The sequence below is a fragment of the Flavobacterium sp. LB2P53 genome (assembly GCF_003970305.1).
Taxonomy (GTDB): domain Bacteria; phylum Bacteroidota; class Bacteroidia; order Flavobacteriales; family Flavobacteriaceae; genus Flavobacterium.
On record NZ_RYDG01000001.1, the window covers coordinates 54,136 to 76,041 of the forward strand.

At 34.7% G+C, this 21,906-nt stretch carries 20 protein-coding genes; 12 read left to right on the forward strand and 8 right to left on the reverse strand.

Features of this window, described 5'->3' with window-relative positions; genetic code table 11:
- Positions 1-187 precede the first annotated feature (187 nt).
- From EKL95_RS00260 to EKL95_RS00280, 5 genes are all read left to right on the forward strand, one after another.
- Positions 188-718 carry a DUF4199 domain-containing protein gene (locus tag EKL95_RS00260; RefSeq protein WP_126463204.1) on the forward strand — a complete coding sequence of 177 codons (531 nt, stop codon included), beginning with the start codon at positions 188-190 and terminating at the stop codon, positions 716-718.
- Positions 719-723: 5 nt separating this feature from the next.
- Positions 724-1,677: a glycosyltransferase family 2 protein gene (locus EKL95_RS00265; RefSeq protein ID WP_126463202.1), complete on the forward strand. Its 954-nt coding sequence runs from the start codon at positions 724-726 to the stop codon at positions 1,675-1,677.
- A gap of 611 nt (positions 1,678-2,288) precedes the next feature.
- Complete coding sequence (locus tag EKL95_RS00270) at positions 2,289-4,016, forward strand: phospho-sugar mutase (protein WP_126563306.1); 1,728 nt, start codon at positions 2,289-2,291, stop codon at positions 4,014-4,016.
- Positions 4,016-5,845, forward strand: coding sequence for an ABC transporter ATP-binding protein (locus tag EKL95_RS00275; RefSeq protein WP_126563307.1), 1,830 nt, complete (start codon positions 4,016-4,018; stop codon positions 5,843-5,845). The genes EKL95_RS00270 and EKL95_RS00275 overlap by 1 nt, the downstream gene beginning before the upstream one ends.
- A gap of 86 nt (positions 5,846-5,931) precedes the next feature.
- Complete coding sequence (locus tag EKL95_RS00280; RefSeq protein ID WP_126555863.1) at positions 5,932-6,633, forward strand: hypothetical protein; 702 nt, start codon at positions 5,932-5,934, stop codon at positions 6,631-6,633.
- Between the two features lie 146 nt (positions 6,634-6,779).
- Here the strand turns inward: EKL95_RS00280 and EKL95_RS00285 are convergent, their stop codons facing one another.
- Both EKL95_RS00285 and EKL95_RS00290 read right to left on the reverse strand, forming a co-directional pair.
- A complete protein-coding gene (locus EKL95_RS00285; protein WP_126563308.1) occupies positions 6,780-7,196 on the reverse strand; it encodes a DUF6530 family protein in 417 nt (138 codons plus the stop codon).
- A 52-nt stretch (positions 7,197-7,248) separates the two neighbouring features.
- Positions 7,249-7,620, reverse strand: a complete 372-nt coding sequence (locus tag EKL95_RS00290; RefSeq protein ID WP_126563309.1) for a hypothetical protein — start codon at positions 7,618-7,620, stop codon at positions 7,249-7,251.
- 238 nt (positions 7,621-7,858) lie between these two features.
- Here EKL95_RS00290 and EKL95_RS00295 point away from each other — a divergent pair, with 238 nt between their 5' ends.
- Positions 7,859-8,110, forward strand: coding sequence for a helix-turn-helix domain-containing protein (locus EKL95_RS00295; protein ID WP_158614830.1), 252 nt, complete (start codon positions 7,859-7,861; stop codon positions 8,108-8,110).
- Positions 8,111-8,313: 203 nt separating this feature from the next.
- Here the strand turns inward: EKL95_RS00295 and EKL95_RS00300 are convergent, their stop codons facing one another.
- The 3 genes from EKL95_RS00300 to EKL95_RS00310 all read right to left on the reverse strand — a co-directional run bounded on the left by EKL95_RS00300 (position 8,314) and on the right by EKL95_RS00310 (position 13,337).
- The gene (locus tag EKL95_RS00300) at positions 8,314-9,036 is read right to left on the reverse strand and encodes a hypothetical protein (protein ID WP_126463194.1); all 723 of its coding nucleotides are present in this window, start codon (positions 9,034-9,036) and stop codon (positions 8,314-8,316) included.
- A 122-nt stretch (positions 9,037-9,158) separates the two neighbouring features.
- Positions 9,159-11,627, reverse strand: a complete 2,469-nt coding sequence (locus tag EKL95_RS00305) for a carboxypeptidase-like regulatory domain-containing protein (RefSeq protein WP_233589354.1) — start codon at positions 11,625-11,627, stop codon at positions 9,159-9,161.
- 15 nt (positions 11,628-11,642) lie between these two features.
- Positions 11,643-13,337, reverse strand: coding sequence for a M23 family metallopeptidase (locus tag EKL95_RS00310; RefSeq protein WP_126563311.1), 1,695 nt, complete (start codon positions 13,335-13,337; stop codon positions 11,643-11,645).
- Between the two features lie 179 nt (positions 13,338-13,516).
- On the opposite strand from EKL95_RS00310, the gene EKL95_RS00315 reads away from it, so the two are divergent.
- The 3 genes from EKL95_RS00315 (at position 13,517) to rny (ending at position 15,883) form a co-directional block, all read left to right on the forward strand.
- Complete coding sequence (locus tag EKL95_RS00315; protein WP_126463190.1) at positions 13,517-13,807, forward strand: hypothetical protein; 291 nt, start codon at positions 13,517-13,519, stop codon at positions 13,805-13,807.
- A gap of 8 nt (positions 13,808-13,815) precedes the next feature.
- The gene (locus EKL95_RS00320; RefSeq protein ID WP_126463188.1) at positions 13,816-14,109 is read left to right on the forward strand and encodes a cell division protein ZapA; all 294 of its coding nucleotides are present in this window, start codon (positions 13,816-13,818) and stop codon (positions 14,107-14,109) included.
- A 208-nt stretch (positions 14,110-14,317) separates the two neighbouring features.
- Positions 14,318-15,883, forward strand: a complete 1,566-nt coding sequence (gene rny, locus EKL95_RS00325; protein WP_126463186.1) for a ribonuclease Y — start codon at positions 14,318-14,320, stop codon at positions 15,881-15,883.
- A 459-nt stretch (positions 15,884-16,342) separates the two neighbouring features.
- Here rny and xerD read toward each other — a convergent pair whose 3' ends face one another.
- From xerD to EKL95_RS00340, 3 genes are all read right to left on the reverse strand, one after another.
- A complete protein-coding gene (gene xerD / locus EKL95_RS00330) occupies positions 16,343-17,239 on the reverse strand; it encodes a site-specific tyrosine recombinase XerD (protein WP_126555869.1) in 897 nt (298 codons plus the stop codon).
- 74 nt (positions 17,240-17,313) lie between these two features.
- On the reverse strand, positions 17,314-17,541 hold the full coding sequence (locus EKL95_RS00335; RefSeq protein ID WP_126561675.1) for a hypothetical protein: 228 nt from the start codon (positions 17,539-17,541) through the stop codon (positions 17,314-17,316).
- An 84-nt stretch (positions 17,542-17,625) separates the two neighbouring features.
- Complete coding sequence (locus tag EKL95_RS00340) at positions 17,626-17,850, reverse strand: hypothetical protein (protein WP_126561674.1); 225 nt, start codon at positions 17,848-17,850, stop codon at positions 17,626-17,628.
- Between the two features lie 311 nt (positions 17,851-18,161).
- Between EKL95_RS00340 and EKL95_RS00345 the strand changes: the two genes are divergently transcribed.
- From EKL95_RS00345 to EKL95_RS00355, 3 genes are all read left to right on the forward strand, one after another.
- Positions 18,162-18,725, forward strand: coding sequence for a porin family protein (locus tag EKL95_RS00345; protein WP_126561673.1), 564 nt, complete (start codon positions 18,162-18,164; stop codon positions 18,723-18,725).
- A gap of 164 nt (positions 18,726-18,889) precedes the next feature.
- Positions 18,890-19,303 (forward strand): type II 3-dehydroquinate dehydratase, encoded by a 414-nt coding sequence (aroQ, locus tag EKL95_RS00350; RefSeq protein ID WP_126555872.1) that lies wholly within the window; start codon positions 18,890-18,892, stop codon positions 19,301-19,303.
- Between the two features lie 94 nt (positions 19,304-19,397).
- Positions 19,398-21,884 (forward strand): DUF5686 and carboxypeptidase regulatory-like domain-containing protein, encoded by a 2,487-nt coding sequence (locus tag EKL95_RS00355; protein WP_126555875.1) that lies wholly within the window; start codon positions 19,398-19,400, stop codon positions 21,882-21,884.
- The last annotated feature ends 22 nt before the right edge of the window (positions 21,885-21,906 follow it).

A 21,906-nucleotide genomic window follows, 5' to 3' on the forward strand; every position in this document is an offset into this window, starting at 1 on the left:
CAGAAAAGGTATAAATGTATTATAACTTTTTGTTTTTACACTATTATTTTGAGTCTGCAAATTTACAATTTTTTTCCAATAAACAAATCTTTGTCTCACTTTTTTTATATAATCGTAAAAAGTGATTTTTAGTCCCGAATATATTGGGAATTGTTATATTTGTAGATTAATTCTAAAACAACACATAATGATCAACGAAATAATTAAAAAAAACGGTGTAACCTACGGTGTAATTGCAGGAGTACTATTATCATTGATAACTGCTGTTATGTACGCTATAGATATCAAATTATTCATCGCATGGTGGACTACCCTTTTAAGCTTCTCTGTTTTTATAATCGTTCCTATCATAATGCTGTCAAAAACAAAAAAGGAATTAAATGGCATTCTTTCTTTTAAAGAGGCCTTTACTACCTATTTTATATCAGCAGTGGTTGCCGTTCTTATTTCTGTTGTTTTTAAAATCATTTTATTTAATTTTATTGATCCTTCCGTAAAGGAGACTCTTTTAGACTTAACCATAAAATATTTAATTAGTACGTCTGAACAGTTTGGGGTTCCGGCATCCTCATTGAATGAAACCGTTTCAAAATTAAGAGAAACGGATCCGTATTCGATCGTTGAACAATTAAAAGGATCTGTTTTCGTACTCTTTTTTTGTGCCATATTAGGATTAATCATGGCAGCATTCTTTAAAAGTAACACTACACAAGAATAAAAGTAATGAATTTATCTATACTCATACCGCTTCTTAATGAAGAGGAATCCCTTAATGAACTCTACCGCTGGATTATCAAAGTGATGCAATCTCATAATTATTCTTATGAAATCCTTTTTCTGGATGATGGAAGCACGGATAATTCCTGGACACTTATAGAAGGATTTGCCCAAGAGAACCCTCATGTAAAGGGAGTTCGTTTCATGAAAAATTTTGGAAAATCACAAGCGTTGCATGCTGGTTTTGCAAAAGCGCAGGGTGATGTAATTATCACCATGGACGCCGATTTACAAGATAGCCCGGAGGAAATTCCAGGTTTGTACGATATGATCACCAATGGCAAATATGATTTGGTTTCCGGATGGAAAAAGAAACGCTACGACTCCGTAGTGGCAAAAAACCTTCCGTCTAAATTATTCAATTGGGCTGCCAGAAAAACCTCTGGTGTAGCATTGAATGATTTCAATTGCGGATTGAAAGCTTATAAAAATGTTGTGGTAAAAAATATCGAAGTTTCGGGTGAAATGCACCGCTACATTCCGGTTTTGGCAAAAAATGCCGGTTTTGGAAAAATTGGTGAAAAAGTAGTGCAACATCAAGCTAGAAAATACGGACAAACAAAATTTGGAATGGAACGTTTCATCAATGGTTTCCTGGATTTAATTACCATTTGGTTTCTTTCTCGTTTTGGAAAAAGACCGATGCATTTATTTGGCGCCATGGGATCGTTGATGTTTATCATTGGGTTTATGCTTGCCGGATATATTGGTGTTTCCAAATTATACCACATGTACAATGACATGCGCTATAGCCTGGTAACGAATAATCCTTGGTTTTATATTGCGCTAACGACAATGGTTTTGGGAACACAATTGTTTTTAGCTGGCTTTCTGGGCGAAATTATTTTGCGAACAAAAAATAATGAGGAACGCTATAAAATTTCGAAAGAACTGAATTAACGAGATCAATCTTTTTGTATAATTATTTTTTTTAAGGTCCCAAATTGTGACCTCAAACATTTAGAAGTTATAGAATTAAAAATTATACACAAAAAAATAGTGGAGATAAGAGAATTCAACGTGATGCTTGATTTTGGTTTAGCCTTGTTATACAATGTTGAAACACGCATTTTATAGCAAGTCGTACGAAGAAACAGCTCTCGATTCCCCAGAAATTTTATGTTTATGCTGACCGCAACTGAGACAAACTAACTGGTATCACAAGCTGTGACACCCTAAAAAAGCAATATTAGTGTTGCTTTGCCTTTTGCGTTTACAGAACAAGGGATCGCAATGCTCTTGATTGTCTAAAAAAAGCAATAGAAAATCAATTTGCTTTCGCCTGTTCGTCTTTCAGACTCGAGTCTGGATATTTACAACGCATTAAATTATTTGGTAAATAAAGATAATACGACTCAAAAGGATTCTGAACGAAATAGAATTGGGTACAAAAAATAATTTTTGAAAAAACGAGTACTAGCCCTGATAGCAATGGAAATCCTTTTTTGAGGTTTTTACCGAAAAAAAGATTGAAATGAATAGCAGGAAAAAGCTCCGAAAAATTTATAAAAATGGAAATTAAACGACACATTTTAGACGCCGTAAATGAATGGCTTACGCCAACATTTGATGCTGCGACTCAGGAAGCAATTACTGAATTGATGACTACATCACCAAAAGAGCTGGAGGAAAGTTTTTATAAAAACCTGGAATTTGGAACCGGCGGAATGCGCGGTGTCATGGGCGTAGGAAACAATCGGATCAATAAATATACGCTTGGGAAAAGCACGCAAGGTCTTTCGGATTATATGCACACTGTCTTTCCAAACCAGCCTTTGAAAGCGGTTATTGCTTATGATTGCCGTCACAATAGCGATACGTTGGCTAAGTTAGTTGCGAATGTTTTTAGTGCCAATGGGATTGAAGTGTACTTGTTCTCGGAGATGAGACCTACACCAGAATTGTCCTTTGCGGTGAAACATTTGGGGTGCCAGTGTGGCATTGTGCTTACGGCATCACACAATCCGCCGGAATATAACGGATACAAAGTGTACTGGCAAGATGGTGGACAAATTGTGCCACCGGAAGATGAAGGAATTATTACTGTCATTGAAAATTTAAATTACAATCAGATCAAGTTTACTGCCAATGAAGATTTGATTCATTATATAGATACGGAAATTGATACGGCTTTTATCCAATCGACGATCGAAAATGCTAGTTTTGGAACTTCGGCTGTAGCCAAAGAAAAGCTGAATATTGTATTTACTTCCTTGCACGGAACCTCTATAAAACTAGTTCCTGATACTTTGGCGCAAGCGGGGTATCCAAATGTGAATATCGTGGAAGAACAACGAGTACCCAATGGTGATTTCCCTACTGTGAAATCGCCAAATCCGGAGGAACCGGAAGCCTTGACCATGGCGTTAGCACTTGCCGATAAAGTAAATGCGGATATTGTTATTGGGACGGATCCTGATTGTGATCGTTTGGGAGTTGCTGTTAGAGACAATGAAGGTAAAATGACGTTGCTAAACGGGAATCAAACCATGATTTTGATGACTGCATTTTTATTGGAACAATGGAAAAAAGCAGGTAAAATTAACGGCAAACAATTTGTGGGCTCTACGATCGTTTCCACACCTATGATGATGGAATTAGCGACAAACTACGATGTAGAATGCAAAGTGGGTTTGACTGGTTTTAAATGGATTGCCAAAATGATTAAAGACTTTCCTGAATTGGAATTCATAGGTGGTGGTGAAGAAAGTTTTGGCTATATGGTGGGCGATGCGGTACGGGATAAAGATGCTGTTGCAGCAACGTTATTGATTTGCGAACTTGCAGCTCAGGCTAAAGCCAAAGGAAGTACGGTGTACAAAGAATTATTAACACTCTATGTTGATAACGGATTTTATAAAGAACACTTGGTTTCGTTGACTAAAAAAGGAATGGATGGTTTACAGGAAATCAATCAGATGATGGTTGACATGAGAGAGAACCCACTGAAAGAGATCAACGGACAACGCGTGATTATGCTGGAAGATTACCAATCATCAATCGCTAAAAACCTTTTGGACGGATCCGAGTCTACGATGACCATTCCAAAATCGAACGTGTTGATTTATTACACGGAAGACGGGTCTAAAATTTGTGCCAGACCAAGCGGTACGGAACCAAAAATAAAATTCTACATCAGTGTAAATGCTGAACTATATTCAGTAGAAGATTTTCAGGAAGTAGAAACCGTATTGAACGAGAAAATTAAAAATATTATTATTGCAATGCAATTGAACTAATGGACAAAAATTTAATCAAATTAATTCCCTTTACAAAACCATACAAAACACATATTATCTGGAATGTGGTGTACAATATTTTGTATGCTTTATTTAGTACCATTTCAATGTTGACGCTGCTTCCAGTACTTCAGGTGCTTTTTGGCAAAGTCAAAACAGTAGAAAAAGAGCCAATATATACCGGAATAGGGAATATAAAAGACTACGGGACTGATCTTTTGTATTTTAAAATAACCGAATTAACAAAAGACAATAGTGCTCAGTTTGCGCTTTTATTAGTCGTTTCATTAGTCATTGTCACTTTTTTATTCAAAAATTTATTCAATTACCTCGCTTCGCATCACATCATGCACCTTAAAAATGGTGTGTTACGCGATTTACGAAAAACAATGTATGATAAAATAGTTGAATTGCCCATATCCTATTATTCCGAAAAAAGAAAAGGAGACATTATGGCGCGAATGCTGGGCGATGTCAATGAGGTTCAAAACTCTTTTTTCTCAATACTGGAACTTATCGTAAAAGAACCTTTGACTATAGTCTTTGCAATAGTCACCATGTTTTTCATAAGCGTTGAACTAACGTTTTTCGTTTTGATCTTTATTCCGATTTCGGGATTTATCATTTCAAAAATCGCTAAAAACTTGAGAGCACAATCTTTACAGGCACAAAAAGAAAGTGGTTTTCTGATATCAATAGTTGATGAAAGCCTAGGTGGTTTAAAAGTGATTAAAAGCTATAATGCCGAACCTAATTTTAAAAACCGATTCAACGATTCGGTAACCCGATTATTGAATTTATCCAATAGTATAGGCGACAAAAATAATTTGGCAACGCCATTGAGCGAATTTTTAGGAATTACGACTATTGCTGCCTTGCTATGGTATGGTGGAAACTTAGTCTTAATTGACAAAACCCTTGAAGGTGCCACTTTTATTGTTTTTCTTACGCTGGCCTTCAACATTCTTACTCCTGCCAAAGCCATTTCGAAAGCATCGTATGCCGTGAAAAATGGTTTAGCCGCTGCAGAACGAGTTTTTGAAGTTTTAGAAGTCGAAAACGAAATCACTTCAAAAGAAAATGCAATCGAAAAAAACACTTTCGATTCCAATATCACAATCAAAAACATTAACTTTAAATACGAAAAAGAGAATGTGTTGAAAGACTTTACTCTTGAAGTAAAAAAGGGTCAAACGGTGGCTCTTGTTGGGCAATCTGGGAGCGGAAAAAGTACCATTGCCAATTTGCTCACCCGTTTTTATGACACCAGTGAAGGCGAAATCACCATTGATGGAGTTAACATAAAAGATTTTAGTTTAAAATCGCTTCGGGGCTTGATGGGCTTGGTTACGCAGGACAGCATCTTGTTTAATGATACGATCAAAGCCAATGTTGCCCTGGGAAAATTAGACGCAACCGATGAGGAAATTATCGAAGCGTTGAAAATTGCCAATGCCTATGAATTTGTAAAAGATTTACCGTTAGGGATTCACACGAACATTGGCGACAGCGGAAACAAACTTTCCGGAGGTCAAAAACAACGTTTATCGATTGCCAGAGCCGTTTTGAAAAATCCACCAATTATGATTCTGGATGAGGCCACATCAGCATTGGATACCGAAAGCGAAAAATTCGTTCAAGTCGCTTTGGAGAACATGATGCAAAACCGAACTTCGATTGTGATTGCGCACCGACTATCAACCATTCAAAAAGCGGATAAAATTGTGGTGATGCAAAAAGGAAAAATAGTAGAACAAGGAACACATGACGAATTAATTGCTCTTGATGGAACCTATCATAAATTAGTGACGATGCAGTCATTCGAATAACTCTTGCGTCTTATGATACGCTGATGAAATGAATTTGCGACAGTAAAAACATGATTTTGACAGATTTTTAAATCTTTAAATTAAAAATGTACATTAATAATCCAAACATAAATCTTCCCGAGGACCCCAATACTGTTGTTTGGAAATACCTCGATTTATCTAAGTTTCTGGACTTGTTGTTGTCACAAAAACTATTTATGTCCCGATCCGATAAATTTGAAGATCAATACGAAGGCACTTTTAGCGAGCCTACTTTTGAGGAAATAAAAAAACTTTCTATTGACAATCCTGACTTTTTAAACTACTATAAAACACATCGGGAAAAAGTAGCGATTAGCAGCTGGCACATCAACGAGTATGAATCATTTGCTATGTGGCAAATTTTCACGCAAAACAGTGAAGGTTTAGCCATTCAATCTACGATTGGGCGTTTACAGCAAGCACTTGGTCCGGAAACAAATTTTAATCAATACATTGGGGAAGTAAATTATATTGATTACAAAAAAGAACACATCCCGTTTGATGATCTATTTTTTCCTTTTTTGTTCAAGCGAAAAAGTTTTCAATATGAAGGTGAAGTGCGCATCATCACGGACATTGGAGAAAGCGATATAAAAATTAATGATGGTTTAAAAATCAATGTAGACATCAATCAGTTAATTGAAAAAATATACATCCATCCCAAATCCGAAAACTGGTATAAAAACCTGGTCATTCAGTTAGTGAAACAACTGGGATTTAATTTTACCATTGAAAAATCAGACTTGGAAAGTGATATTTTGATTTAGGATTTACAATATTTTAAACTCATAAATTCAATTAATTTTATTCCATCGTTTTGGCCTGTTGCAAAAAACACGCAAATAAAAAACCACAATTACTAAGCAATTGTGGTTTTTTTTATATTTTTTCAATATTTTTAAAATCGTAAATTTTATTTAATTTCTCTTTCAAAAAAGGTATTTAAAATATTCTTTAACTCTTCTAATCGAGGTCTTAAAAACTTTTTATTTGTTTCATAATAATTTTGAATTTCTTCTACTTTGTCTTTTTGTAAAATTTCTTCTCTTAATATAGTCATTGAATAGTTCGAAGAAACATCTGTCAATAATGCTCCTAACAATAAAATATTCAAATCTATATTTCTATGAAGTGGCATTTCTTCACTTTGCCTACTCCACTTTTTCCCGTTATGTCTCCAAATTTTCAAAGAAACTTCGTTATTATCATATTGCGCTTGTCCTATCGACAATGCCCTTACATCTGAGTCATTAGCATATAATGCATCAATTTTGTCGTAATTATTTACAGCAATTATTGGTTTGTGTTTTAAATTCTGAGGTGCATCCATCCTTTAATTATTTGTTACTTTTCAGCTTATTTTTAATTTTTTGCAAACAAGCCTAATTGCTTATCTCATTCACTTGAACAATTACATCTTCATTTGAATTTTCTTGTGCTTCATATTTTACACTAGCAGTTATTTTTTGTTGAGCATTCTGAATTGTATTAAATTCGAAATTCCCTTCACATCCACAACTTTTAATATCGTCATTTTTGGTTTTTGTCATTATATTTACCAATTCCAAACTATTTGGATTTATACTATCAAGTTGCACATATCCTCCAAGTAGCAGACCTACTTCAAGTTGTCCGTGACTTTCCATAATCAATTCTTTAACTGTTTCAACAACTTGAGGATCATCACATTTTGGCACATTAATTCCACAAGACCACAGAAAAGTTAGACAAGCAATCATACTAATTTTTTTCATTTAATTTTCTTTAAAAATCACTTACTTTATTTTGTGAATTATTCAACAGAGAAAAAAACACTTCAAGGCTTTAGGTTGTTCAGTTTATTTCCAGCCAGTTCCAGATTATTAAATCATTTTTTTTAGTTGATTTAACACTATAAACAAATATATACCAAAACAGTTGTTTACAATACATTATTTACAACTTATTATTTACAATCACTTAAAATTAACTAGACGTATGTATTTTTCCAAAATGGAAAAAAGAATCCGAAAGTCTGAAATGAGTCAAGAAATTATGATTCTTGGCAAACGAATTGAAAAAATAATAAAGCAAAAAGGATTCAAGACAAGAGAAGTCGCCCACGATGCAGATATGGATGTAGAAAATCTACGTAAATACATCAAAGGAAAACAAGAAATGAAGATTAGTACAATGCTAAAAATTGTAAAAGCACTACAAATAAAAGTAGCTGATTTGTTTGAAGAAATAGATATAAAACTTTAAAACCTCACATTCAACTTAATGTTGAAAACCTTTTCATCATAAAATTCGGAATTGCGTATTGATTTTTGCAATACACATCACGAATCCCAAATCCGAAAACTGGTATAAAAACCAGGTCATTCAGTTAGTGAAACAACTGGGATTTAATTTTACCATTGAAAAATCAGACTTGGAAAGTGATATTTTGATCTAAAATCAGTGCTTTAAACGGGCTCATACCCAATTATTTTCCACTCTTTATTGGACAAATCGATATAGTAATAATTCACGACATCTTTTTTATCAAATTCACCATTTTTATTAGTGTCTTCAACGGTCCTAAAATACAAACGATTTTTGGAACCGATCAATTTCCAATCGATCAATTCCTGAAAATCGGGTGACATCTTTGTGAACTTCTTGCCGCTAATTTCACTTAAATACAAGGCCTTAATATCGCTTGTGTCTAGTTTTCCATCTTTATTAGTATCCACATCGACCATCGTATAGACCATAATCTGGTTATTGGTTTTATCAGCAACGGACTTCAAATACGTCGCTGTTTGAATCAAAACAGGTTTGTCTGTCAATTTCCTGATGGAATCCGAATCTACTTTTTGAAATTTTAAATTTTGCAAAAAACCGGTGATTTCAAATTCACCATAATTAGAAATCGTAAAACTTAAATCATTTACACTCGAAGATCCATATCGCGCTTTAGTTCCTCTTTCACGGATACTTAAATCGGCCACAGGATGAATCAAATAATCCGTCCCTTCCATTTGCAATGGTAAGTCAGCAATTTGTATTTGAGTAGAATCCACTCGGGCAATTACCTTTGCTTTGCTCGTTCCATCGTAAGTTACTTTAGGTTTTTCAACCTCTTCTTTACAACTAGTCAAAAGCAGAACGGCTATTCCTATAAGAGTGATCTGTATTTTTTTCATGATGCTGTGCTTTAAAATTCAAATATAATCATTTTTAAAAAATGACAATCGTATTCCGTTGTCGATTTATCTAATTAAAATAGAGTCCGACTTTTATCTAAAATACGACATATCGCATACTACTATAATTTAGCACTCAATTTCACGTTAAAAACTCTGGTAGTCATGTAATTAGGAATTGCATACTGATTTTTAGAATATACATCGCGAACCCAAGTATTCGTAATGGCATTTTGATTGTCAAAAAGATTAAAAATTTCCAATCCTACCGCCAACTCTTTAAAATCTTTAAACCAACCCGTATTCTTTTTTACTGTTGTGTTATCTATAAAAACTTTAGAAAAACCTACATCCACACGGCGGTAATCATTCAATCGGTTTTGGTATGCATAAGGATCTGCATAGGACGGCGAACCTCCCGGCAGTCCCGTATTATACACTAAATTCAAATACAATTTAATACTTGGAATATTGGGCATATAATCCTGAAACAACAGACCAAATTTTAATCTCTGGTCTGTTGGTCTTGCGATAAAACCCTGGTTATTGCTATTTTCCTCTGTTTTCAAATACCCAAAACTAAACCATGATTCGGTTCCGGGAACAAATTCCCCGTTTAACCGAATGTCTACTCCTTGCGCGTACGCTATAGCATTATTATTAGCGACATACCTAATGCGCACATTGTCAATCGTATAGGTATTTACATCCGACAGTGATTTGTAATACAACTCAGATATTAGTTTGAAAGGGCGATTCCACATCGTGAAACTAAAATCATTCCCAATCACAAAATGAATGGATTGTTGCGCCTTGGTATTGGGCTGCACCAGTGCATCTGCATTTCTCAGTTCCCTGTAAAACGGAGGTTGATGGTATAAACCTCCGGAAAGTCTAAAGATCATATCGAGCTGCCAATCCGGCTTTATGGCAAATTGTGCTCTGGGACTAATCGTTATTTGGGATTTACCAATTATAGTAGCACCTGATACTTCCCATTGATGCATCCGGACTCCGGCATTATACCAAACTTCACTCCTGCCAATAGTACTTTTCAAACTCCATTGGCCATAGCCTGAAAATCTATTGATCGAATTAAAATTAGTCGCACGAATGTCTTGGTAGGGCACTAACGGTCCTTTGTAAGGCGAGTAGGGCTGGTCGTTTTTAGGCAAATCAATAACAGGTGGATTCAACGAGAAACCGGCTGAATCGATTACCTCCCACTCTATAATTCGATCCCGGATGGATTCTCGTGTATACTTTATTCCCCATTCAAATTGGCTTTCTTTCCAATCCTGAAATCCTTTTATTTCCGTATTAACAATCAGTGCATCTAAGTCATTTCTGGCATGATTGAGCTGGGAGCCAATTCCTCTTGTAAAAGCGACTTCGCCATAGGTTTCAGAACCAATACTGGAATCCACTTCGCCTAAGCGATATTGGGCAAAAATATCAAAATATTCTTGTTCTAAAGTATGAAAAACAGAACCAATAAATTTCAACGTAAAATTATCCGAAACGTTAAAGGTCGTTTTCACCGCGCCGAAATACGTGTCGTACTGATCCGTTTCGTGTCCTTCATAGAAAACAGAAAGACGCATCGGATTATCGATGGTTCCAAAATTAGTTTGTCTGGTTAATGGTTGATACTGGTATTTATTTTGGGAAATATTACCTAAAAAACTCCATTGCCATTTCGCCGAAGCATTATAATTTATATTGGCTTGAATGTCTGCAAAGGAAGGCGTGAAATTTGTTTGTGTTTCCTGGCTATTCACCAGAAGACTGTTGTTGCGATAGCGGACTCCCGTAACCGCAGACCATTTTTTATCTTTGGAAACCAAATCTACAGAAAGGCTTCCGCCAAGAAGACTCACTTCAAGGCTTGCGCCAAATTTAATCGGTTTTCGATATGTAATATCTAAAACCGAGGATAATTTATCTCCGAACTTCGCTTGAAAACCACCCGCTGAAAAATCAACATTTTGCACTAAATCCGTATTAGTAAAGCTCAACCCTTCTTGTTGCCCCGACCGAATTAGAAACGGACGATAGACTTCAATTTCATTCACATAAACTAAATTCTCATCGTAATTTCCCCCACGCACGGCATATTGCGTACTCAGTTCGTTATTTGAGTTTACTCCCGGCAATGTTTTTAAAATATTCTCGACACCCGCGTTAGCCCCAGGAATTTTTCGGATCATTTCTGGTTCAATTGTAGTAATTCCCTGGATCTGTTTTCTGTTATTTGCCGTTATAATAACTTCTCCCATTTGCTCCTTCCGATTCGTCATTACAGGGTTGAACTCTCTTTCCTCCTTTGGTTCCAATACGAAGGTTACCGTTATTTTTTTTAAAGAAACATGTGTAAAAACAAGCGTAATTTGTTGATTAGCAGGAACTTTTAGTACATAAAATCCATTTTGATTGGAGCTTGTTCCACTACCGGAATACGAAACATTTACGCTTGCCACAGGCTGGTTGTTTTCATCCAAAATCACCCCTTTGATCCTAGCCGTTTGGGCTGCTGCAGTAAGGCTCAGAAGAAAAAAAAAGAATACAGGTAATAATCGATTCGTGCTCAAATGGTTTGGCTTTTATTATTTTTGACTTCTAAAAAAACGCGTTTCAAAGGTAGTTGAATTTCCTACATTATCCGTCACTATCACTTTTAAATCATTGGCGCCTTCTGCAACAATCCCATCACTAAAATAATGAGTAATTTTTCTGGTTTTATTATCATATTCAAACAATACCCATTTTCCGTTCAAATACCCATTGTATGATTTGATGCCTGACAAATCATCGGATATAGAAAGCTGAATCGTTTTTTGTGTACTGATCCATTTTCCTTCTACAGGTGCATTCATGGTGATTTTAGGAGCAACGGTATCAGAAACCAAAGCATATTTACCCAAAATTTTGACTTTGGTGCTAAATACGTTGTCTTTTCTATATGTCGGATTGTAATTTGTAGATTTTCCCTCGATTCTGCCAATAAACATTTTCTCTCTTTGCAGTTCCGTCGCTTTTGTGTCTTCAATAGAAACAGTAAAATTACTATGGGCAGGAACGGTGTCATCATGCAACCATAAAATGTCGTTTTTTACATCAAAATTCATATTAAAATCATCGTAAAATGTTCCCGCAGGAAAGAAAACTGACATGTTCTCTAAAGCAAAATTGCTATCTACGTTAGCGTTCACAAAATAATTTGACACCGCAGGTTCCGGGCTTATAACCGTTGGCAATAAATCATATTGAATAGGAATCGCTATTATTTTTTTGTTTCCAAAGAAATCTGACACTTCAATGCGATACAACGAAGCTAAATTTGGCGTTATTTGCAACACACCTTTATTTTCATCGGCTTGAATAATGCTCAAATTATACGGAGTTTTCATAAAAAGTTTCTGAACCCGTTGTTGCGTTTTTTTATATCTGGGATAATCAATCAAAGCATTAATGTAACGCATCTCATCAAAGGAATAGGTGTTGAATTCATACCCAAAATTTGGTTTCCCATTATAAAAGGAGTGCACCTTGTACACTCCGTTAACATTAAACGAGACATCATCACTATCAGAAGCGGAAATACCAAAACCAATCACGCCATTTGCGGTTACTTTATCAGACAGGTAAGTCCCATCTTTTTGTAACGAAACATTGAGAGCTATTGGTCGTTTGGAATGGTTAACTGTTGTTTTTGAATCTAAAGGGTACACGTAAACGGCTGAAACAATTGGTTTTTTAGTGTCTTTTAAATATGTATCGTAGCCAAAAAGCATGGGGTTGATTATGAACTCCGTTTTGGAATCTCGAAATTCAAAATGCAGATGAGGACCTTGAGAAGATCCTGTATTACCAGAAAAAGCGATAACATCCCCGTTTTTAACCTGCATTTCATCGGGTTTAAAAAACATTTCAATTTCAAATGATTCCTCTTTATAATGGCTGTTTTTGATGTAGCTTTCAATGGCACCATTGGCCATTTTTAAATGCCCATAAACGGATGTAAAACCATTAGGATGATTAATATAAATTGTTTTTCCATTACCAAAAGTAGAAATTTTTATTCTGGACACATACCCATCGGCTACTGCATACACCTTGAAACCCTCCTTTTGCTGGGTTCTTAAATCAAATCCTGCATGAAAATGGTTGGGTCGTAATTCTCCAAAATTCCCTGACAATTGCATCGGAATGTCTAATGGAGACCTAAAATAATCTTTGGGATACTCCGCTTGCGCAAAAACAAAGTTGCAAAAAAATACTAAATAAAGAGAAAATTTCATTGTTTACATTTTTGCTAAGGTAAAAAAAAAGTATGCAAAAACAGTTCTAAAAAAAAACAGTTCCTAATCAATTGTTTAACTGTTATTTAACTAAATAAATGCAAAAAAAATAATAAAATATTGCAAAATTAAAAAGGAATACTAACTTTGTATGATTATGTAATGAATTAGAATATATAATGAGTGCAATTGCAGAAATTATTGATACTCTTGAAAATAAAGTTGAAAAACTTTTCATAAAAATGAAAAGTTTGGAACAAAACAATCAAGATTTAAGAAACGAATTAACAAAAACTGCATCTATAATACTAACTCAATCACAACAGATTGAGGCCTTAAAAACGCAGTATGAAACACTCAAAGTAGCGAATGCATTACTAGGCAGTGACGATAATAAAAGAGATACCAAGTTTAAAATAAATTCATTAATTCGCGAAATTGATTATTGTATAGCCCAGCTATCAGACTAATAAAAGATATGGACGAAAAGCTTAAAATTAAAATATCAATTGCAGACAGAGTCTACCCGTTAACGGTTGATCTTTCACAGGAAGAAGGACTGAGAAGTGCTTCAAAAAAAATTGATAAAATGATAAAGCAATTTGAAGAAAACTATGCCGTTCGTGATAAGCAGGATGTTTTAGCAATGTGTGCCCTGCAATTTGCCTCACAAACGGAACAAAAACAAATTGATAATGCAATTGATGGAGAAGAAACCATTGAAAGAATTAAAAAAATCAATGCGGTTTTAGATCAATATCTCGACAAATAAACGTTCTTTACAAAAACTAAGATACTGCCTACATTAGTTCACATTTGGTAAACTCAACACTAACAATTTAGAATGAGCAAATCATCACTACTAAAGCATGCCACGCCCCGGCGAGGAAACTTGAACAGTGAGTTAGCTCAAAACTTGTCTTTCCGAGTTTATTCAACACAACTAATGTAGGCTTTTTTATTTATAAATTTTAACAAACATGGACAACATATTAACGATTATTATTACGGGAATTATAGGTATTGCAGGCGGTTTTGCCATCGCAAAAATGATAGAAAAAAGCAATATCTCTAACTTGATTAAGAATTCAAAAAAAGAAGCCGCATCGATTCTTAAAGATGCCAATCTTGAAGCTGAAAATATAAAGAAGGATAAAATTCTTCAAGCGAAAGAAAAATTTATTGAATTAAAATCAGAACATGAGCAAGTGATCCTTTCTCGTGATAAAAAAGTCGCTGAAATAGAAAAAAGAGTTCGGGACAAAGAATCTCAAATTTCAAATGAATTATCAAAAGCTAAAAAAGTAAATGATGATTTTGAAGCAAAAACGGTAGAATACAACTCTAAAATAGATATTTTAGACAAAAGACAGGCTGAAGTGGACAAACTTCATAAGAGTCAATTGCAACAATTGGAAGTAATCTCCGGCTTATCCGCTGAGGAAGCAAAAAATCAATTGATTGAAGGACTTAAAGCCGAGGCTAAAAGCAAAGCAATGTCTCACATACAAGACACGATTGAAGAGGCGAAACTTACAGCACAACAAGAGGCTAAGAAAATAATCATCAACACCATTCAAAGAGTTGGAACCGAAGAAGCAGTAGAAAATTGCGTTTCAGTATTCAACATTGAATCTGATGATGTAAAAGGACGAATCATAGGCCGTGAAGGTAGAAATATCCGTGCACTGGAAGCAGCTACAGGAGTAGAAATCATTGTAGATGACACCCCGGAGGCGATTATCCTTTCCTGTTTTGATCCGGTTCGAAGAGAAATTGCACGTTTAGCATTACATAAATTAGTGACTGACGGAAGAATTCACCCGGCTCGTATTGAAGAAGTAGTAGCAAAAACTGCCAAACAAATTGACGATGAAATTATAGAAGTGGGTAAACGTACCGTTATAGACTTAGGAATTCACGGATTACACCCTGAATTGATTAAAGTAGTAGGACGCATGAAATACCGTTCTTCTTACGGACAGAATTTATTGCAACACTCCCGGGAAGTTTCTAAACTATGTGGAATCATGGCAGCTGAACTTGGCTTAAACGTAAAACTGGCTAAAAGAGCTGGTTTATTGCACGATATTGGTAAAGTTCCAGATGCTGAAAGTGATTTACCACACGCGTTGTTAGGAATGCAATGGGCTGAAAAATACGGTGAAAAAGAAGAGGTTTGTAATGCGATTGGTGCTCACCATGACGAGATAGAGATGAAATCATTACTATCCCCGATCATTCAGGTTTGTGATGCTATTTCAGGTGCAAGACCAGGAGCAAGAAGACAAGTCTTGGATTCTTATATACAACGTCTAAAAGATCTTGAGGAAGTAGCGTACGGCTTTAGCGGTGTGAAAAATGCTTATGCCATTCAAGCTGGTAGAGAACTTCGGGTTATCGTAGAGAGCGAAAAGGTTTCGGATGAAAATGCGGCTACCTTATCTTTCGATATTTCACAAAAAATTCAAACAGAAATGACCTATCCGGGCCAAGTTAAAGTAACCGTAATACGGGAAACAAGAGCTGTGAATATTGCTAAATAATTTATTCCCATTATAAGAAACAAAAAAACTTCTCCGTATGGAGAAGTTTTTTTTTGCACTGAAAATACGGTTTTTAAAAATTATTTATCTCTTGGTAATTTTCGTTTTAGGGAACATCAAAAACCATAATTACTTTTTATATCATTTAAATGCGATTATAATTTAGATTTTATTTTTATTCAAACATAAAAAAAGTATCAATTTTATAAAATTTCAACTAAACTAAACTAACCCGTTGGGTACAATTGTTCAAAACGTCAGTTCGAGTGTTTTTTGTAGAGTAAAACGGAACAAAACTTCTCGATACGCTTCGCACTCGAAGTGACGTGTATCGAGAATCGTTATTAATACTAATTTTCTAGTTCTCGATATAATCCCGCCTAAAAGCGGGATCACTCGAACTGACGAAAATTTTCATCAAAATCTAATTACAACCAACAGGTTAAGCTAATAAAAATATTACTTTCTTGGGTGAAAAGTATTTAGAACCTGAGTAAGAAATGTTCTGTCAAGGTGTACGTATATTTCCGTTGTGGTGATTGATTCATGACCAAGCATCAATTGTATTGCACGCAAATCAGCCCCGTTTTCTAAAAGGTGTGTGGCAAAAGAATGCCGCAGGGTATGTGGACTAATTGTTTTGTGCAACGCTATGACTGACGCTAAATTTTTGATTATCGTAAAAATCATGGCTCTTGTCAATTGGCTTCCCCTTCTATTTAAAAACAACGTATCTTCAAAACCTTTTTTTATATTCAGTTGATTTCGTTTTGTATCCCTGTAGATAATGATGAATTTTTGAGTATAATCCCCTACAGGTACAAAGCGCTGTTTGTTTCCTTTTCCGGTAACTTTTATAAAACCCTCTTCAAAAAACAAGTCGGACATTTTTAATGCCACTAATTCCGAAACCCGAAGCCCACAACCATAAAGGGTTTCCATCATAGCGCGATTGCGTTCCCCTTCATTAGAGGTCAAATCAATGGCTGCAATAAGAGTATCGATCTCATCAACAGATAAAATATCTGGAAGTTTCCTGCCCGTTTTGGGTGTTTCTATAAGTTCTAATGGATTATCTGTTCGATAGTCCTCAAACATTAAATAACCAAAAAAACTTTTAAGACCAGAGATAATTCGGGCTTGTGAACGGGGATTCACTTCTTTTGAAACACTGTAAATAAACTGTTGAAGTATTTCTTCATCAATTTGAATGGGTGAAACTTCCATTTTATTTTCAGTCAAAAAAAGACACAATCGTTGTACATCAAACGAATAATTTTCTATTGTGTTGTGAGACAAACCGCGCTCAATTTTTAAGTACGATTGATACCTTTTTATGTAAGCAGTCCAATTCATAAACACAAAGTAACACTTTTATTCATTAAAAAACCTTCCAAATTGAGAGGCTTTTGAATGTAACTATGCAAACTTTAGAAATGCAATGCAAAACCCATATTAAATTGAAAATTTGAATCATAAAACGACTTGTTAACCGCATTATTGTAGCGAATACCTGGTTCCATACTTACATTTTTGCCAAGAAAAAAAGCGTATCCTGCTTGAAAACCAATGTAGGCAGGATTTGCATCTGTATCGCCAAAGCCTACACCATTATAGGAAATCTCGACCGGAATTTTACTTTTAAAATAATACTTCAATCCTAATTTATACGCAATTGGGTCCGTGAGAGTACTGACACCATCGTCGCCATAGCCTATCCCACTTTAATTGCTAAGTTATCTTTAATAAAATAACCCCCCTTCAACCCCTATATTATAGGCGGTAACACCATCAGATGTTTTAAAGTACAAAGAAGTATTGCCTACATTTTGCCCAAAACCTGTATTTGCTTCAATTAACCATTTTCCTTTAGAAACTTGATTTCCTTGTATTTGTACTTCATTTTCTTGAGCTTGAGCAACTAAAAAAGCAAAAAAGACAATACCGCACAGCATATTTTTTTTCATGTTGATTTGTTTTTATTGGAACGAAAGTAGATAACGCTAAATAATTTGTACGATTTTTATGAAAAAATTAACTTTTAAAATTGACAGTATTTTTCTTCACATAAAAAATATAATTATAAATTTATAAATACACAACGCACTCAATTGTAACATTTTAATCCAAACTAACCAAGAATAATAATTAAAAAAAATAACTATTATTCCTATTAACAAAATGTGGACTAATTTTTGATTAGAGATAAGACAACAATAATAATCAAACAAAACAGTTTATAATACATGCTCTCATTAAATTAATTTAAAAAAAAATTATGAAAAAAATAATTCTAGTTGCAGTAGTTCTTCTTGCCGCGTCAGTAGACATGCAAGCACAATTGATCAAGTTTGGGTTTAAAGGGGGTTTAAATTACGCCAATCAATCAGGAACTGATATCACAGTAAACAGTAATAATTACAACACTGATGCGATTACCAGTTATCATGGGGGTTTAGTAGCTGAACTTAAATTGACAGATGGTTTTTCGATACAACCCGAATTATTGTATTCCACTCAGGGAGCAACGTATAAAAATGCTGTCGATGAGTTCAAAAATGAATTAGGGTATTTATCTATTCCTGTCATGGCTAAATTTCATTTCAACAAAACAGTAAGTTTAGATCTTGGACCACAAGCTTCATTCCTATTGAGTGAAAGAAATGAATTTGATGTAAAAAATGCAGAAACTTTTGAATTTGGAGTAGCCGGTGGTTTAACTCTAAATGTCACTAAACACATTTTCCTTCAAGGTCGTTATGTGTTAGGATTAACTGAAGCTTCAAAACAAGCAGAAGTTAAGAACTCTGTTCTTCAAATTTCCGCAGGATTCACATTCTAAAAAAATAAAAAATTAAATTTATTAAAACCGTTCTATAAAGTGGAACGGTTTTTTTATTTTTACAGAATCAGGAATTATAAAATGAGCGTATCGGAAATGTAATGAAAACCAGATAAGCCACATGGGAATTCGATATTCAAATAAAAAACAAATAGCAACTACTTATGAAAATTAGTATCATCAATGGACCGAACCTCAATCTTCTGGGTCAACGCGAGCCTTCAGTTTACGGAAATCAAACTTTTGAAGAATATTTCACTACTTTACAAATTAAATACCCAGCAATAGCATTTACTTATTTCCAAAGTAACATTGAAGGGGAATTAATTGATAAAATTCAGGAATTTGGTTTTTCATTTGATGGCATAATCCTAAATGCCGGAGCGTATACACATACTTCTATAGGAATTGGCGACGCTGTAAAAGCCGTTACCACTCCAGTGGTTGAAGTTCATATTTCGAATACGTTTTCCCGTGAAAGTTTTAGACATCAATCCTATATTTCTGGAAATACCAAAGGTGTTATTCTGGGTTTTGGTTTAAAGAGTTATGAGCTGGCGATTCAGTCATTTTTGTAGTATCAAAATAAAATAAGCCATTAGATAAATCTTTAACAAATAATTAATACGCTCTTTTGTAACTTCTTCTATTTTTGTGAAAGAAAAAACTTTCATGAAAAAATACTACTTACTACTGCTTTTATTAGTTTCATTTGTCAGTACTGCACAAATTAAAGGAACCGTTTCGGACGAAAAAGGAAATCCCTTGCCTTTTGTGACTATTTTTCAGGAGGACACCTATAATGGAACCACTTCAAACGAGCAAGGAAACTATGAATTCAACTTAAAGAAAAAGGAAAAACAAACAGTTGTCTTTCAATTTTTAGGTTTTAAAACCCAGAAAGTAGTTATACAAACAGACAAACTCCCTTATTCGTTGCACATCAAAATGATCGAAGAAAGTTTCTCGCTGAACGAAGTAATCATCAACAAAAAAAACAATCCGGCTTTAGCGATAATAAAAAGTGCCATTGCCAGCAGAAAACAAAACACCAAAAAAACAAATCGATTCAACGCTAACTTTTATTCCCGCGGTATTTTTAAACTAAAAAATGCCCCAAAAAAAATATTAGGCCAAAAAATTGGTGATCTTGATGGCGCACTGGATTCTACCGGAACCGGAATCATTTCCTTATCTGAAACGTTTTCAAAAATAGCATTTGAGAAACCCAATAACTTAAAAGAAGTAGTTACTGCCTCAAAAGTAAGTGGCAGAGACAATGGCTACAGCTACAATACGGCTACATCTTCATTCTACGATTTTTATGACAACACCATCGATTTTAGTGTCCAAATGATTTCTCCAATAGCGAACAACGCGTTCAACTACTATAATTACACCTTAGAAAGCACTTTTTTTGACGAGAATACAAACATGATCAACAAAATAAAAGTGATTGCAAAGCGCGACAGTGAACCCGTTTTTGAAGGGTACATTTATATAGTGGAAGACTCCTGGGCGATTTACGCCGTTGATCTGGATATAAAAGGCTACCGAATAAAAGAAGAATTTATGGATGTGATGACCTTAAAACAAAATTTCAGTTACAACAACAGCAATAAAATCTGGGCCAAAAATACCCAAAGTCTCGAAATCACAGCAGGTGCTTTTGGGATAAAATTTACCGGAAAATACAATTACGTGTATAGCAATTATGAATTCATAAATGCTTTTGCACCCAAAACATTTACAAATGAAATTACGAGAATCGAAATAAATGCCAATAAAAAAGACAGCTTATTCTGGAATACCAACAGACCCATTCCGTTAACAAATGAAGAAAGCATGGATTATTTTAGAAAAGACAGCATTTACAAGGTCCGAAATTCCGAAAAATACCTGGATTCAGTAGACACAAAAGAGAACAAGTTCAAAATCTTGAAGCTACTGAGCGGCTACACCTATAAAAACAGTAGCAAAAAACACAGTTTTAGTTATGAAGGATTATTAAATCTTGGTTCATTGAGTTTCAATACGGTGCAAGGATATAATTTTGACTCAGGATTTAAATACACCAACTGGAAAAATCAGGAAAGTAAAGGAATCTACACTTCCATAAGTACAAAACTCAATTACGGTTTTGCCGAAGATCGTTTGCGTGTCACCGGACAATTTATCCACCGGTTCAACAATCAGAATTATGCCACTTTATATATGACAGGAGGCAGTTCTGTAAAGCAATTTAATCCGAATGAACCCATCAGTAAAGTAATAAACACAATCAGTTCCCTAGCATTCAAGAACAATTTTATGAAGTTGTATAATCTGGAATCAGCGGCAATTGGCTACAGCCAAGATGTTGCAAATGGCGTGAATCTCAATGGAAAGATAGAATACCAGCAACGCAAACCAGTATTCAACAATACGGATTTTTCTTTTTTTAACAAGGACGAATTATACACTTCGAATAATCCGTTGGTACCAAATGATTTCACCACTCCCGGTTTTGAAAAACACCATTTGACGAAAATTAATTTACTTGCAAAAATCAATTTTGGAAACAAATATTCCTCCCGTCCCGATGGAAAATTTAACATCCGAAATGAAAAATATCCAACTCTTTATTTAGGCTATGAAAAAGCAATTGCGGCTAATGAAAAGAAGTATGAGTTTGACCATTTCAATAGCCGATTGACGTATGATTTGACATTGAAAAATAAAGGTGTTTTAGGGTTGAATCTAAAAGCGGGGAAGTTTCTGAATGCAGATAACATTGCTTTTATAGATTACAAGCATTTTAATGGCAATCAAACCCACATTGGGCAGTCAGCGCGCTATTTGAATGTATTTAACTTACTGCCGTATTACTCTAACAGTACGAACGACAGCTATTTTGAAGTGCATACGGAATACAACGACAAAGGCTATATCATGAATAAAATACCTTTATTGAACAAACTAAAATCAACTTTGACACTGGGTGCTCACGCGCTGTCTACGCCAAACAACAAACCTTATACTGAAATTACAGTTGGGTTAGACAATTTAGGTTTCGGTAAATTTAAAATGCTCCGTATCGATTATGTTCGTTCGTACCAAAATGGATTTCAAGGAGACGGAGTAGTATTTGGGCTCAAATTTTTGAATATATTGGAATAAAAAAGAATCTATTTGTCAGTTG

What these genes read in the sequence shown, in the direction of transcription:
- EKL95_RS00260 (WP_126463204.1), top strand. Translation starts at nt 188, where the DNA reads ATGATCAACGAAATAATTAAAAAAAACGGTGTAACCTACGGTGTAATT.
- EKL95_RS00265 (WP_126463202.1), top strand. Translation starts at nt 724, where the DNA reads ATGAATTTATCTATACTCATACCGCTTCTTAATGAAGAGGAATCCCTT.
- EKL95_RS00270 (WP_126563306.1), top strand. Translation starts at nt 2,289, where the DNA reads ATGGAAATTAAACGACACATTTTAGACGCCGTAAATGAATGGCTTACG.
- EKL95_RS00275 (WP_126563307.1), top strand. Translation starts at nt 4,016, where the DNA reads ATGGACAAAAATTTAATCAAATTAATTCCCTTTACAAAACCATACAAA.
- EKL95_RS00280 (WP_126555863.1), top strand. Translation starts at nt 5,932, where the DNA reads ATGTACATTAATAATCCAAACATAAATCTTCCCGAGGACCCCAATACT.
- EKL95_RS00285 (WP_126563308.1), bottom strand. Translation starts at nt 7,196, where the DNA reads ATGGATGCACCTCAGAATTTAAAACACAAACCAATAATTGCTGTAAAT.
- EKL95_RS00290 (WP_126563309.1), bottom strand. Translation starts at nt 7,620, where the DNA reads ATGAAAAAAATTAGTATGATTGCTTGTCTAACTTTTCTGTGGTCTTGT.
- EKL95_RS00295 (WP_158614830.1), top strand. Translation starts at nt 7,859, where the DNA reads ATGGAAAAAAGAATCCGAAAGTCTGAAATGAGTCAAGAAATTATGATT.
- EKL95_RS00300 (WP_126463194.1), bottom strand. Translation starts at nt 9,036, where the DNA reads ATGAAAAAAATACAGATCACTCTTATAGGAATAGCCGTTCTGCTTTTG.
- EKL95_RS00310 (WP_126563311.1), bottom strand. Translation starts at nt 13,337, where the DNA reads ATGAAATTTTCTCTTTATTTAGTATTTTTTTGCAACTTTGTTTTTGCG.
- EKL95_RS00315 (WP_126463190.1), top strand. Translation starts at nt 13,517, where the DNA reads ATGAGTGCAATTGCAGAAATTATTGATACTCTTGAAAATAAAGTTGAA.
- EKL95_RS00320 (WP_126463188.1), top strand. Translation starts at nt 13,816, where the DNA reads ATGGACGAAAAGCTTAAAATTAAAATATCAATTGCAGACAGAGTCTAC.
- rny (WP_126463186.1), top strand. Translation starts at nt 14,318, where the DNA reads ATGGACAACATATTAACGATTATTATTACGGGAATTATAGGTATTGCA.
- xerD (WP_126555869.1), bottom strand. Translation starts at nt 17,239, where the DNA reads ATGAATTGGACTGCTTACATAAAAAGGTATCAATCGTACTTAAAAATT.
- EKL95_RS00340 (WP_126561674.1), bottom strand. Translation starts at nt 17,850, where the DNA reads ATGAAAAAAAATATGCTGTGCGGTATTGTCTTTTTTGCTTTTTTAGTT.
- EKL95_RS00345 (WP_126561673.1), top strand. Translation starts at nt 18,162, where the DNA reads ATGAAAAAAATAATTCTAGTTGCAGTAGTTCTTCTTGCCGCGTCAGTA.
- aroQ (WP_126555872.1), top strand. Translation starts at nt 18,890, where the DNA reads ATGAAAATTAGTATCATCAATGGACCGAACCTCAATCTTCTGGGTCAA.
- EKL95_RS00355 (WP_126555875.1), top strand. Translation starts at nt 19,398, where the DNA reads ATGAAAAAATACTACTTACTACTGCTTTTATTAGTTTCATTTGTCAGT.